Source organism: Acinetobacter sp. ANC_7504, from assembly GCF_056779995.1.
In genome coordinates this window covers 83,981-97,647 of the sequence record NZ_JBWYIZ010000010.1, presented here as the reverse complement: position 1 = coordinate 97,647, position 13,667 = coordinate 83,981, and the positions used below count along the sequence as shown (strand labels likewise).

Below are 13,667 nucleotides of genomic sequence, written 5' to 3'. Positions count from 1 at the left end.
GTTAAAACCATCCCTTTTTACCATTATTAATGTGATCCACACATCTTAATGCCTCTTGCGATAAACTCCACAAACGATAATCCCCTGTAATTGACCCAACAGGATAATTATGGGTATAGGCGAAGCTTAATTTTCTTTCAGGATCACACCAAGCCCCTGATCCGTTGTAGCCCATATGACCAAATCCATTTTTTGCACTTTTACCCAGCGTGATAACTCTGTGATAACCCAAACGCCAATGCATAGGTATTGGCATCACCTTGTCTCGATCATAGCTTTGAATTTGCGAAAGTTGTTTGAATACAAGTGGCTTGATAAATTGTCTTGATTCGAACTGACCATAGTGCGCCATCATGGCATAGATTTTCGCTAAACTTCTGGCTGTAAAGACACCATTAGCAGCAGGAATGGGTTGAGTCAGAACACGATCATCAAAAAAGCTAAACCCCTTCATTCCCTTTGGAATCATTGCATCTATAAAATCATCAGGATTTTGACCAGAATATTGAATGATACGATCCGAAAATGAAACTTTCTGTTTTTTCTTCTTTTGTTGTGCAACTTGAGTAGTTGATGACTTTTTTTCAATATTTGTTTTTTCTAGAGGTTTGGCTATTCTTGAAAGTTGATCCTGAGGGACACCAAAATAGGCACCATCTAATTGCAGTGGTTCTACTAAATATTGATTCATCAGCTCAGAAAGATTTTGCTGAGTCGCTTTTTCAATCAGCCCTCCTAATAACCAGCCATACGTAAGTGCTTGATATGCATAATTTGAATTGGGTTTAAAACGTGGTGTCGCGCTAGCCATCACATTGAGCATGTGATCCCAGTCTGCCATTTCAGATGCTTGAGCAATGACATTTCTAACATCATATAAACCACTACGGTGACTTAATACGTCAGCCAAAGTAATCTTAGATTTTCCATGTTCAGCAAATTCTGGCCAATAATCAGCTATGGGTTGACGATAGTCTAATTTCCCTTCACTCACTAGAATATGCGACAAAGTCGCTAAGATCCCCTTTCCGGTGGAATAGCACATCGCCATCGTGTCTTCTGACCACTCTTCACTCGATGACTTTTTTCCAACATAAATATCAACAACTTTTTCTTGACCATAATATACAGCCAATGATGCACCACCTTGTTCAGTACGAGAGTCTTGTAAACGACTAAATAAATGTGCCAAATCTGCAAACTGATGGTGAACGATACCCTTATAATTATGTGTGTCAGCGTAAATTAAATCTTTTAGAATTTTCATCTTCTATCCTTGATTTATAGTTATAAAAAAGCCTAACAAACATGTTAGGCCTAGAGCATCTATTAAAGTGGTTTCACAACACCAGAAACATGAGGTTTTTGTGATTTTGCATTACGAACTAACAAATATGTCGCTTGATCTCGCTCACCCGTTAAAAATTCAACCTCAGATGGTAAAAACATAGGCAACTTAAAATAAACATCAGCATCATAAGCATCCGGTAAACTAATACTTGCTAATGCTTTAGCTTTACTCCACATGCCATGCGCAATCGCTTGTTTAAAACCAAATGCTTTTGCTGTAACTGCATGAATATGAATGAGGTTAAAATCACCTGAAACGAGCGCATAGCGACGACCCGTGTTTTCAGCGACTTTCCAATTACCCTGTGATTTAAATTCAGGTAACTGATCTTCTTTCGCCTTTGAAGAGGATGAAGTATTTGTTTTTTCACGAGAAAGATAGGTTGTTAAACCCTCCATCACCACATCATTACCTACTTTCGCAGTGGTAATGAAGTCAAATTGCAAACCTTTGTCATGTGGTTTTAACTCACCAAATTTGCATGATAGCGTGATGGTTTCATTCACTCCAATTTTGCGATACTGCTTAACTTGATTACGAATATGAACTAAACCCAGCAAAGCAAATGGGAAAGGTTCTTGTGTCATCATTTGCATCTGCAAACTTTGAGAAATGACTGCCAAGTAAGTCGATGGTACATATCCATTATTCTTATAACCACAAATTTCGTTATAAGATTTTAAATGGTCATGATCAACACGATATTCATCAACGATGTAATCCACTTGTGGCAGTGTCTTTTCGCCTTTCGGTTTTTTAAAAATTAAACCTTTAATGACTTTAGGATAAGCTAAATAAGCTTTTGGCAATTGACTAAAGTGACGTGTTTTCATGTTAAAAATTCCCATTTATCTTTATAAAAATTTACAGTTTGCAGCTCAACAAAACGATCATAACAAATCATACGAGCAATAAAGAGAGCAATGCCTGAACATTACTCTCTTTCATTTAACAATCTATGACCACTAAAGCTTAAGCACCTAATAAACTTTGACCGCACACACGTACAATGTTTCCATTCAGCCCCGTTGAAGCAGATGAAGCAAATAATGCGATTGTTTCAGCCACATCAACTGGTTGACCACCTTGACTCATCGAATTCATACGGCGACCCGCTTCACGAATTGCGAATGGAATCGCTGCTGTCATTTGAGTTTCAATAAATCCAGGAGCAACAGCATTAATCGTTACACCATTTTTCAAAATTGGTGCTGTAAATTTCACTAAACCAATCACACCAGCTTTAGAAGCTGCGTAGTTCGTTTGACCGAGGTTACCCGCAATACCTGAAATCGAAGATACGCAAACGATGCGACCATTTTCATTGATGCCTTCATTAGACAACAAATATTCATTCACACGCTCAATCGCAGATAAGTTAATGTTAATCACAAGATCCCAAAGCTCTGGCTTCATATTAGCAAGCGTTTTATCACGTGTAATACCGGCATTATGGACAATCACATCTAGCCCGCCTTGAGCAGCCGCTGCAGCTTTGATTTTTTCTCCAGCATCTGGTGCAGTGATATCAATCGCTAAAGTCGATCCACCAATTTCACTCGCAACACGATCAAGATCTGCTTGTTGTTGTGGTACATCTAAGCAAATGACATGAGCACCATCACGCGACAAAACATGCGCAATCGCTTCACCAATACCACGACTTGCACCTGTGACCACTGCAGTTTTGCCCGCAAGTGGTTTAGTCCAATCAACATCAACAACATTTGCTTTTGAAACACGAATGACTTGACCTGATACATACGCTGAGCGCGGAGAAAGTACAAAACGAAGTGTAGATTCAAGATTTAAAGCAGCATCTTGATCTACATAAACCAATTGTGCAGCAATACCTTTCTTAAATTCTTTACCTACAGATTTCACGAAACCTTCTAATGCACGTTGAGCAATCGCTTGTTTCACTGTAGGTGCTGATTCTGGTGTCAAGCCAACGACGACTACACGACCTGAAGTTTGAATTTGGCGAGCAATTGGATTAAAGAATTTATACAATTCAATTAACTGTTCAGAGTCCTGAATACCCGAAGCATCAAACACAACTGCTTTGAATTTCGACTCTTTATCGCCTTCATTAAACGCACCTAAGTTCAACCCTACTTTAGCTGCAGCTTGTTGTAACTCAGCATTGTTTCCCGCATAGCTGTTGGCATGAATATTACTCAGAACTTGCGCAATTTCACCATTAAAAAGACTTTTAGACGCAGAACCGAATAAAACAGCGCCTTGAACAACAGGCGTTGCTGATTCAAAGCGATCTAAGTGAATTGGAGATGGTAAACCTAAATTTTTGATGACAAATTTACCAATTGGAGATTTTGCAAAAGCTTGATATTGGTCAGTCATGAATATGATCTCTCGATAGAATAATTTTTTGAAGGATCTATGATGTAGATGAAGTTCAGTTCAAACTCTGATACTTAGTAAATTAATCGATCCCTGCGTTTCAGTTAAATAATACTTGAGTTATTCTATGTATGTCTTGACCTGAAAGCATTGCTAAATGTCATTTTAGTCAATACGACCTCTTAGCGATTATGCTAATGTAGCACTCAAGAATATCCCAAATATGCTTGGAAAAGCCTTATGAGCAAAACAACTCAAGAAAATCCAACAACTGAGAATTCTGCGAAAGCGACTGTGTCAAATACATCAAAAGCTCGTTCAAATGCGAGTAGTGGTAATGCAAACAGTGCCAACAACGCAAATACTCCAAAAGCGACTCGCCCTCGTACGTCGACGACTCGCAAAAAAACAGCAGCAACAAATAAAACTAAAGCTGAAAATCAAACTTCAGCAACTACGACTCAATCTTCCGCTGAACAGGAAAAAACTATGACTCAAAATACTGTACGCCGTGTTGCAATTATCGGTGGTAATCGTATTCCTTTCGCACGTTCTAATGGTGCTTATTTCACAGCTACAAATACGGATATGCTTACAGCAGCATTGAATGGTCTAGTTGAGCGTTTTAATCTTCAAGGTCAACGTCTGGGTGAAGTTGTTGCTGGTGCTGTACTGAAGCACAGCCGTGATTTCAATATGACGCGTGAATGTGTGTTAAGCACAGAGCTTGCACCTGAAACTCCAGCTTACGATATCCAACAAGCTTGTGGTACTGGGCTTCAAGCCGCTTTCCTCGTAGCGAATAAAATTGCATTAGGTCAAATTGAGGTGGGTATTGCAGGTGGTGTGGATACCACTTCAGATGCTCCTATCGCATTTGGTGATGGATTACGTAAAGCCCTCTTAGAACTCAACGTTGCAAAAACAGGTAAAGATCGTCTTAAAGCGTTAACTAAAATTAACGTAAAAGATTTGCTAGATGCTCCTAAAAATGGTGAACCTCGTACTGGCCTATCTATGGGCGATCACCAAGCGATCACAACACTTGAGTGGGGCATTTCTCGTGAAGCTCAAGATGAACTTGCTGCATCGTCTCATCAGAAAATGGCTGCAGCTTATGAAGCAGGATTCTTTGACGATTTAATGACGCCATTCCTCGGCCTTGAGCGCGACAACAACTTACGTCCTGACTCAACTGTAGAAAAGCTTGCAAAACTTAAGCCAGCGTTTGGTAAAGGTGATGCCCGTACAATGACTGCGGGTAACTCTACTCCACTTACCGATGGTGCTTCTTGTGTATTATTAGCATCAGAAGAATGGGCTAAAGCAAATGGTCACGAAATTTTAGCGTATTTAAGTTTCTCTGAAACTGCTGCTGTAGATTTCATTGGTAAAAAAGAAGGTTTGTTAATGGCTCCTGCTTACGCAGTTCCACGTATGCTCGATCGTGCTAATTTAAAACTTCAAGATTTTGACTACTATGAAATTCATGAAGCATTTGCATCTCAAGTTCTTTCTACATTAAAAGCTTGGGAAGATCCTAAATTCTGTAAAGAACGTCTAGGCTTAGATGCGCCTTTAGGTTCAATTGATCGTGCGAAGTTAAACGTTAAAGGCTCTTCGTTGGCTGCAGGTCACCCATTTGCCGCAACAGGTGGACGTATTATCGCAACTGCTGCAAAAATTTTAAATGAAAAAGGTTCAGGTCGTGTACTTGTGTCGATCTGTGCTGCAGGTGGTCAAGGTGTAACGGCAATTATTGAAAAATAATTCGATGTTCTTAACAAATAAGCCCCTCGATTGAGGGGCTTATTTGTTATAAATTTTAATGATTTAAAGTCTCAGGCGCATAACCCAGTTTAGCCTCGATCCCATCATAGAACCATTGAAATATAAACGTATACACCAGAATACTGAGCGTCAAAGCTAAGTCGACGATAAAAGCTTGTATGAGCGTCATATCCATCATATATGCTACAATTGGAATGGTCACTAACATCAAGCCACCTTCAAATCCTAGCGCATGCAATATACGAACTTTTACAGTACGCTTCCACTGATTGCGCGCTTCAATTTTTTCAAAATAATGATTGAAAATCATATTCCAGATCACTGAAAGTACGGCCATAATCACACCTAATGAACCTGCAATCTCCAGGGGAACTTCAAAAATAAAACTCAAAGAAATTGCGATGATCACCAATAGAATGATTTCATAGCTTATTGCGTGAATAATTCTTCTCTTTGAAAAAAACATGCGTTCACTCATCAACATTGTTATTCATGAGCGCATTTTATTTTCATAATATTGAATGATCGAGTTAGAATCTATCAAAATTTTTGAAAGAACAAACATGAATATTAATCAAGAACAATTGGTCGTTTTTAAAACGGTGATGGAAACAGGTTCTTTTTCCGCAGCCGCACGTCAGTTAGGCAAGGTCCCCTCTGCTGTCAGTATGGCGATTTCCAATTTAGAGATTGATCTGAATCTTCAACTGTTTGAAAGAGTAGGACGTGAACCACAGCCAACACTTCAAGCCAAAGTTTTGTATGAACGTACTAATCATTTATTGATTGAAATGAATCAATGGAAACAACATGCATTTGGTTTGAGTAGCGGCATCGAAACCGAATTAAATATTGTGGTGGTATCTGAGTTACTGCATAGTAGATGGACTGATTATATTGTTTTATTAGAACAACAATTTCCTCAACTACAAATCAATATATTCAGCGCACCACAAGAAGATGCTCAACAAATGATTTTAACGGGTAAAGCACATTTAGCATTGATGTTTGAGCGTGAACATATTGAGGCGAATGAACAATTCGTGGAATTAATGAAAGAAAGTTTAATTCCAGTTGCATCTGTTCATCATCCGCTGTGCCAAAATCAAAAAGTGAGCTATGAAGAAATTTTTCAAAGTCGTCAGATTGTAGTCGCTAGTCGCGATCGGAACATTAAGCCTGAATTACTCTTTTCCAAAGATGCATGGCGTACAGACAATCACCATTCTGCATGTAGATTAATTTCACAAGGACTTGGATGGGGAGTTTTACCCACTGAAATGCTTATCGAACAACCAACATTAAAGAAAAAACTTAAAGTTCTACGATTTTCAGATTTCACTCCAAAATTTGATTATTTTATCGATCTGGTTTGGAGTAAAGAGCAACCATTGGGCAAAGCTGCTCAATTTTTAATTCATCACATCAGAAATAAAAGAAAAATGTAGGAAAATAACTTGATTTAAAACTTTTGTAGCATGTTTCAAAATAATCATGTGTTATAAAGATGGTATAAGTAATGAAACAAAGAATTAGATCGCAATGACTGAAACAGCTTTATCTCAATTAAAAAACTTCACTACAATTGTTGCAGACACAGGTGACTTAAACGCTATAAAAAAATTTAAGCCATTGGATGCTACCACTAACCCTTCACTCATCACGGCAGCAGCTTCATTACCTGAAAACAAAGAACTGATTGAAGCTGCATTTGATCAAGCAAAGTCAGAGGGTTATCAGTCAGATGAGTTAATCGATAGAACAATTGATATCCTGACTGTCAAATTAGGTGTGGAAATTCTAAAAGTAGTTGAAGGTCGAGTATCAACAGAAGTTGATGCAGCACTTTCATACGATACAGCCGCGACAATTGCTAAAGCTAAAGAATTACTCGCTCTCTATGCGACTTATGGTGTTGATCAAAACCGAATTTTAATTAAAATCGCCTCAACATGGGAAGGTATTCAAGCTGCTAAGGTTCTTGAAGCAGAAGGCATTCATTGCAACTTAACTTTGTTGTTTGGCTTACATCAAGCAAAAGCATGTGCGGATGCTCAGGTCACATTAATTTCACCATTTGTAGGTCGTATTCTCGATTGGTATAAAAAAGCTGAAAATGTGGATCACTATCCAATTGAACAAGATCCTGGTGTGCAATCCGTTAAACAAATTTACCAGTTCTACAAACAAAATCAGGTGAAAACTGAAGTTATGGGCGCAAGCTTTCGTAGCATAGAACAGGTTCTCGGACTTGCTGGATGCGACCTCTTAACTGTATCACCGAATTTACTTGACGAATTGGCTCAAGATCATCGCCAAGTTGAAGTTCAGTTAAATGCAAATGCACACAGCTCAAATATCGAATCACTTAGTCCAATCACTGAAATAGATTTTAAAGCGCAAATTCAGAAAGATCTTATGGCATCGCAATTATTGCAAGGCGGTATAGATGGCTTTATTAAGGCAAGAGATCAACTCAGCTCTCTGTTAAAACAATCATTTGGCATAGATGCTGATATAAAAGCTTAATTGCACCTATCCATCATTCTTTCAATCGAGCTCTTAGGAGCTCGATTATTTTTTAAGAGATAAATGAGTGTTTGGTATAACTGATCTTCCAACCTATTTAATAGGTACATTACTTATTATTTTATTACCTGGACCTAACTCGCTCTATGTCATGTCTATTGCGACTCGCTTTGGCATAAAAGTGGGCTATCAAGGTGCTTTCGGTATTTTGTGTGGAGATAGCATCCTTATTTTGCTAACTGTCTTAGGTGCCGCAACATTATTGCATCAATTTCCCTGGATTTTTTTCGCCCTAAAAATTATTGGTGCTTTATATCTTAGTTATTTAGGTATCCGTTTAATATATGCAGCCTATTTAACTTGGAAACGTCCAAGTAAAGATCAAGCTAATGTTTCTATTGTACAAAAACAAGAAAAATTTCATCCTTTTCGTACCGCATTACTCATTAGTCTGATTAACCCAAAGGCAATACTGTTCTTTTTATCGTTTTTTGTTCAATTTGTAGATCCAGCTTATCCTTATCCAGCCCAAAGCTTTTTAATGCTTGCTGTAATTTTACAATTAATGAGTATAGCCTACTTAAGTATGTTGATCTTCACAGGTATCAAAATTTCAAATTACTTCAACACGCATTATAAATTAGCAGCTGCTTCTGTTGCCGCTATTGGTATTTTATTTGGATTGTTTGGGATCAAACTTGCGACATCAACAATGTAATCTTAACTTCACAGAATCATTAGGGAAATAATATAAAAATGCTCATAGACGTGATAACAAGAATAAAAAAAGATTTAAGTCTACCTGCTGTTTTCGCTGGCTTTATTACATTTTTAATTGGCATTAGCGTTTCATCTGTACTGGTTATTCAAGCTGGACAAGTATTAGGTGCAAATCAAGCACAGATTAGCTCATGGTTTTGGGCACTGGGTTTGAGTATAGGATTATCAGGACTGATCTTAAGCTGGAAGTTTAAATATCCAGTTGCAACATCATGGTCAACAGCAGGACTAGCACTGATTATCGCTACAGGCTCAGGATACAATTTGAATGAGGCGATAGGGGCATTTTTAATATGCGGAATTATGACTGCTGTATTGGGCTTTTTTGGAATATTTCAAAGAATTCTTGAATTTTTACCGCAATCTCTTACAAGCGCCATGTTAGCTGGAGTGTTATTAAAATTTGGCATTTCATTATTTACGGTCATGCAAGACCAATTGATCTATGTTTTAATCTTGATCAGTACATATTTTATAAGTAAAAAAGCATTACCCCGTCACTCCATTGTCATTACATTGTTAGCTTGCATTATCGCCACACCTTTTTTCTTTGAATATACAGCAACCAAAATTCACTACGGAATGACGTATCCAGTATGGATTCAGCCTGAATTTCACTGGTCAAGTATTCTGGGTTTAGCTATTCCCCTCTTGATCATCAATATGGCTTCACAATATTTACCTGGTTTAGCAATGATCAGATCCTATGGTTACAAACCTCATGTCAACCAATTAGTAAGTTGGACAGGAATTGCTCAAGCAATATTCGCTCCGTTCGGGGCATTTTCAACCAATATCGCAGCAATTAGTGCAGCTGTGAGCCTTGATGAACAAGTTCATCAAGACCCTGCTAAACGCTATATTGCAGGTATGGCTTGTGGAGTGTTCTATATCTTTATGGGCATTTTTGCAGCGACACTAACGGGATTATTACTGTCATTCCCTAGAGAAATGATCACCACTTTGGCGGCGATCGCACTTTTTGCAACGATTGGACATAACATCAGTATCGCATTTAAAGAAGATTTAGATCGTGATGCTGCTTTAATCACTTTTTTAATGTCTGCATCTGGAGTTCAGTTTTTGGGCATTGGATCTGCTTTTTGGGGATTGGTTATTGGATTTATTATTTATCATTTGATGCGTATACAAATTAAAAAGCCTATTTAAAAAAATAGGCTTTTGTGAATTAAATTACAGGATATTCACCCGTACCTTCAGGCCAAGGTGTCAATAATTCATATCCTTCATCAGTCACAGCAACCATATGTTCCCATTGTGCAGACCAAGATTTATCTGCTGTTACTACTGTCCATCCGTCTTTTAATTCTTTAACTTTGGCTTTGCCTGCATTCACCATAGGCTCAATGGTAAACACCATTCCTTTTCTTAATACTAATCCCTGACCAGGCTGTCCGTAATGCAATACATTCGGTTGCTCATGGTAGGTTTTTCCAATACCGTGACCACAATATTCACGTACAATCGTAAAACCTTCGCGTTGCGCAACTTGTTGAATAGCATGACCCACGTCACCTAGTGTCGCGCCAGGTTTAACCGTTTTAATACCTGCAAGCATCGCTTCATAAGTCGTATCGACTAATTTTTTTGCTTCAGGTTTAATTGTACCTACATAGTACATTCGACTGGTATCACCAAAATAACCATCCTTGATGATTGCAACATCAATATTAATGATGTCTCCATCCTCTAAGATAATATTGGAAGCAGGGATACCATGACATACAACTTCATTTTTCGAAATACAGGTTGTTTTTGTATATCCGTAATAACCCACATTTGCTGGCGTCACCTTGAGTGTATTGACGATGTAATCATTACAGATATCATCAAGATACGCAGTACTCACACCTGGCTTCACATAATCACCAATCATTGCAAGCACTTGTGCCGCAAGCCGACCCGATATTCTTAGTTTTTCAATATCTTGTTCAGTTTTAATGGTGACAGCTGTTGCCTTCATGATGAACCCCTTTTTAATTCAGGATTCATTATAGGACTTTCATTTGTCGATCACAAACGCTATAGACTATCTGTAACTTAATCATTTTCGACTATTATTTAACCATTCAGTACATTATTTTATTTTGCGAATCAAGATCTATGCTCTGCTTAATTTCAATTCAATAAATAAATTTATTTTATTAGTTTTATAAATACATAGACTTAATTTAACTCATAATTTCCCATCCAATAAAATTATTCGCTTCTTGCTTTTTTACTATTCCATTCGATGGATGACCGCCCTCCCTATTTACTGACATTTGCTCTAAAATCGCTTTCTTTTTTCTTGAACCGATCTCCCTTATGACCAATTTGCGTACACGGGACATTATTGCCTTAGGTTTTATGACCTTTGCACTATTTATCGGTGCAGGCAATATTATCTTCCCACCTATTGTTGCTCAACAAGCGGGTGAACATGTTTGGTTAGCTGCTTTTGGCTTCTTAATTACTGCTGTTGGCCTTCCTGTTATCACGATCATTGCGCTATCGCGTGTTGAAGGCTCTATTCAACTTTTAAGCTCTCCACTGGGTAAGATTGCAAGTTTAATCTTAACCGTAGCATGCTATCTTGCTGTTGGACCACTTTTCGCGACACCTCGGACAGCTACAGTTTCTTTTGAAATTGGTTTTTCGAGTTATTTTGGAACGTCTTCATCGACCTTGTTGATCTACAGTGCAATTTATTTTGCATTTGTAACGTTAATCTCACTTTATCCGAATAAAATTTTGGATACTGTCGGCTATGTTTTATCTCCACTCAAAATTCTCTCTTTGATCATTTTAGGTGGTAGTGCCTTTTTAGTTTCTGCAGATTATATCCCTGCACCTATTGGAAACTATATCAATAGTCCTGTTTCAGAAGGTTTTGTTAATGGTTATTTAACCATGGACACTTTAGGAGCTTTAGTATTTGGTATTGTCATTATTAATGCGATACGTTCACGTGGTGTAACTGATCAAAAGTTAATTACCAAATATGCAGTGATCGCAAGTTTAATTTCAGGTATTGGCCTTACACTGGTTTACATTAGCCTATTTAAACTTGGACTGAGTAGTCACGAGGCTGCACCTAACGCTGCAAATGGTGCCATTATTCTCCATGGCTATGTTCAGCATGCCTTTGGTGACTTTGGCTCATATTTTCTAGGGGCGATGATTTTTATCGCATGCATGGTTACGGCAATTGGTTTGACTTGTGCATGTGCAGAATATTTCTCACAAATCACGAAGATTACTTACAAAAAATGGGTTTTCATTCTTGTTGGTTTCTCATTTGTCATTTCCAACTTAGGTTTAACCAAGTTAATCGCCTTCTCTGTACCTGTATTAAGTGCAATCTACCCACCAGCGATTGTGGTGATCATGATGGGATTTATGTGGAAGTTCTTTAATTCCGCTCCACGCGTCATTGCGCCTGTTACAGCGGTTGCTTTCATATTCGGTATTATTGATGGACTTAAGGTTGCAGAATTAGATCATTTCTTGCCAGCATTTATGAACAATCTACCATTGGCTGAACAAAATTTAGCATGGTTGATTCCTTCTTTAGTTGTATTTGTCATTGTCTACATACTGGATAGACTGAAGAAGTAAATTCAGGTGATTTATAAATAAATATTGTTTTACCCAAGCCGTATTTGTTCTGTAATCAATAATTGTCTCGTTTATCCAACAGACTATTATTGCTTACCCACCTTAACTTTGACCTCATCAGTCAGATTTGGAATGACTTTTGCTACTATTTATTTGTTTTGCAAGATGCTAAAAAGTAAATAGATTAAAGAATTACAAGAAACTCTATTCATCTCATCACGATTTATCGAAATAATTCTAGCACTTAGCTCACGTAGTATCTTAATTTCAAATATTTCGACTTTTGTCATAATAATGTCATAATTTATTTACATAATAGAGTGTTAAAAACTTGCTTTATTCTTCAATCCCCTGTACAAGTATGTAAACAAAGTCGACTAAATCATTCAGATTTGTCATGAATTATCAGGAGGGATGGAGATGTTATCATTACATTTCAACAAGCAAGTCTTCATTAATACTCTTAAAGCGAACAACAATGCTGTCGTTTTTTTAAGCACAATGTTTGCTCTCATGCTGACACTTGTTGTGCAAGGTACAATTCAAGGCACGTTGAAGCTTGAATATTTTGCTTATGCACTTGCTGCGACGCTAGCATTTTACGTGTGGGCCTTTATTGACACGAAATATCGTACTCAAAAGCTTTCTGATCAAGAAGCACATTTAGACTAAGAGATGGATGCCAAAGCATCCATCTTAAAGTCAATGTCATCATTTAAAGCACTCTATCAAAATAACAAGTTTTTCAATTCTGCTCTACTTATTAGAATAACCCAACATATAAACCATAAAGCAAACCTAAGGTCGCCCCAACCTCACCTACGACCAATAGTACCATCGCACCTCTCATGAGCAATTTTGGTAATTCAATACGCCCTAATTGATGTGGTTCTTTGAACTGATTTGTCGTATCTTTCAATAAGCCATGCAAAATATAACTTAAAATTGAAAATGCAAAAAAGAAAATATTAATCAAAATAAAGAGCAAATTTGTCGATTCATTCAACGCTGAAAAATATGCCATAACCGCTAGAATTAACGTTGCAGGTGCATATAGCAAACTACTCCTATGCGCAATATCAACATAATAATGTGCTCGAGCTTGTTTAGATAAGCTGATTTGCACATATTTCCAAACACCAGTAAGCATACCGGTCAATAAAAAAATACCACTAAAAAAAATAGCAAGTCTTACCGATAATTCCATTTGATCAATCATGATCTTACATTC

At 37.6% G+C, this 13,667-nt stretch carries 13 protein-coding genes; 7 read left to right on the top strand and 6 right to left on the bottom strand.

The window, feature by feature from the left end:
- Position 1: 1 nt before the first annotated feature.
- From AC1M9F_RS11240 to AC1M9F_RS11230, 3 genes are all read right to left on the bottom strand, one after another.
- Positions 2-1,261: a serine hydrolase domain-containing protein gene (locus AC1M9F_RS11240; protein WP_481597824.1), complete on the bottom strand. Its 1,260-nt coding sequence runs from the start codon at positions 1,259-1,261 to the stop codon at positions 2-4.
- 68 nt (positions 1,262-1,329) lie between these two features.
- Positions 1,330-2,184, bottom strand: coding sequence for a MaoC family dehydratase (locus tag AC1M9F_RS11235; protein ID WP_481597806.1), 855 nt, complete (start codon positions 2,182-2,184; stop codon positions 1,330-1,332).
- A gap of 139 nt (positions 2,185-2,323) precedes the next feature.
- Positions 2,324-3,715, bottom strand: coding sequence for a 3-oxoacyl-ACP reductase (locus AC1M9F_RS11230; protein ID WP_092767789.1), 1,392 nt, complete (start codon positions 3,713-3,715; stop codon positions 2,324-2,326).
- Between the two features lie 240 nt (positions 3,716-3,955).
- On the opposite strand from AC1M9F_RS11230, the gene AC1M9F_RS11225 reads away from it, so the two are divergent.
- Positions 3,956-5,485, top strand: coding sequence for an acetyl-CoA C-acetyltransferase (locus tag AC1M9F_RS11225; protein ID WP_481597805.1), 1,530 nt, complete (start codon positions 3,956-3,958; stop codon positions 5,483-5,485).
- Between the two features lie 55 nt (positions 5,486-5,540).
- On the opposite strand, the gene aceI is transcribed toward AC1M9F_RS11225, so the two are convergent.
- A complete protein-coding gene (gene aceI / locus AC1M9F_RS11220) occupies positions 5,541-5,972 on the bottom strand; it encodes a chlorhexidine efflux PACE transporter AceI (RefSeq protein WP_481597804.1) in 432 nt (143 codons plus the stop codon).
- Positions 5,973-6,069: 97 nt separating this feature from the next.
- Between aceI and aceR the strand changes: the two genes are divergently transcribed.
- The 4 genes from aceR (at position 6,070) to AC1M9F_RS11200 (ending at position 9,985) form a co-directional block, all read left to right on the top strand.
- Positions 6,070-6,954 carry an HTH-type transcriptional regulator AceR gene (gene aceR / locus AC1M9F_RS11215; protein ID WP_092767852.1) on the top strand — a complete coding sequence of 295 codons (885 nt, stop codon included), beginning with the start codon at positions 6,070-6,072 and terminating at the stop codon, positions 6,952-6,954.
- A 94-nt stretch (positions 6,955-7,048) separates the two neighbouring features.
- A complete protein-coding gene (tal, locus tag AC1M9F_RS11210; protein WP_481597803.1) occupies positions 7,049-8,035 on the top strand; it encodes a transaldolase in 987 nt (328 codons plus the stop codon).
- Positions 8,036-8,102: 67 nt separating this feature from the next.
- A complete protein-coding gene (leuE, locus tag AC1M9F_RS11205) occupies positions 8,103-8,753 on the top strand; it encodes a leucine efflux protein LeuE (RefSeq protein ID WP_481587646.1) in 651 nt (216 codons plus the stop codon).
- A gap of 53 nt (positions 8,754-8,806) precedes the next feature.
- Positions 8,807-9,985: a benzoate/H(+) symporter BenE family transporter gene (locus AC1M9F_RS11200; RefSeq protein ID WP_481587691.1), complete on the top strand. Its 1,179-nt coding sequence runs from the start codon at positions 8,807-8,809 to the stop codon at positions 9,983-9,985.
- 19 nt (positions 9,986-10,004) lie between these two features.
- Here AC1M9F_RS11200 and map read toward each other — a convergent pair whose 3' ends face one another.
- Positions 10,005-10,799 carry a type I methionyl aminopeptidase gene (gene map, locus AC1M9F_RS11195; protein ID WP_481597802.1) on the bottom strand — a complete coding sequence of 265 codons (795 nt, stop codon included), beginning with the start codon at positions 10,797-10,799 and terminating at the stop codon, positions 10,005-10,007.
- A gap of 344 nt (positions 10,800-11,143) precedes the next feature.
- On the opposite strand from map, the gene brnQ reads away from it, so the two are divergent.
- Together brnQ and AC1M9F_RS11185 are read left to right on the top strand one after the other, a co-directional pair.
- Positions 11,144-12,436, top strand: coding sequence for a branched-chain amino acid transport system II carrier protein (brnQ, locus tag AC1M9F_RS11190; protein WP_481597801.1), 1,293 nt, complete (start codon positions 11,144-11,146; stop codon positions 12,434-12,436).
- 420 nt (positions 12,437-12,856) lie between these two features.
- A complete protein-coding gene (locus AC1M9F_RS11185) occupies positions 12,857-13,108 on the top strand; it encodes a hypothetical protein (RefSeq protein ID WP_035266079.1) in 252 nt (83 codons plus the stop codon).
- Between the two features lie 91 nt (positions 13,109-13,199).
- Here the strand turns inward: AC1M9F_RS11185 and AC1M9F_RS11180 are convergent, their stop codons facing one another.
- Positions 13,200-13,655: a hypothetical protein gene (locus AC1M9F_RS11180; protein WP_416224324.1), complete on the bottom strand. Its 456-nt coding sequence runs from the start codon at positions 13,653-13,655 to the stop codon at positions 13,200-13,202.
- Positions 13,656-13,667 lie beyond the last annotated feature (12 nt).

Excerpts from the sequence above, each read along its gene's own strand:
- AC1M9F_RS11235 (WP_481597806.1), bottom strand. The coding sequence starts at position 2,184 with ATGAAAACACGTCACTTTAGTCAATTGCCAAAAGCTTATTTAGCTTAT.
- AC1M9F_RS11230 (WP_092767789.1), bottom strand. The coding sequence starts at position 3,715 with ATGACTGACCAATATCAAGCTTTTGCAAAATCTCCAATTGGTAAATTT.
- AC1M9F_RS11225 (WP_481597805.1), top strand. The coding sequence starts at position 3,956 with ATGAGCAAAACAACTCAAGAAAATCCAACAACTGAGAATTCTGCGAAA.
- aceI (WP_481597804.1), bottom strand. The coding sequence starts at position 5,972 with ATGTTTTTTTCAAAGAGAAGAATTATTCACGCAATAAGCTATGAAATC.
- aceR (WP_092767852.1), top strand. The coding sequence starts at position 6,070 with ATGAATATTAATCAAGAACAATTGGTCGTTTTTAAAACGGTGATGGAA.
- tal (WP_481597803.1), top strand. The coding sequence starts at position 7,049 with ATGACTGAAACAGCTTTATCTCAATTAAAAAACTTCACTACAATTGTT.
- map (WP_481597802.1), bottom strand. The coding sequence starts at position 10,799 with ATGAAGGCAACAGCTGTCACCATTAAAACTGAACAAGATATTGAAAAA.
- brnQ (WP_481597801.1), top strand. The coding sequence starts at position 11,144 with ATGACCAATTTGCGTACACGGGACATTATTGCCTTAGGTTTTATGACC.
- AC1M9F_RS11185 (WP_035266079.1), top strand. The coding sequence starts at position 12,857 with ATGTTATCATTACATTTCAACAAGCAAGTCTTCATTAATACTCTTAAA.
- AC1M9F_RS11180 (WP_416224324.1), bottom strand. The coding sequence starts at position 13,655 with ATGATTGATCAAATGGAATTATCGGTAAGACTTGCTATTTTTTTTAGT.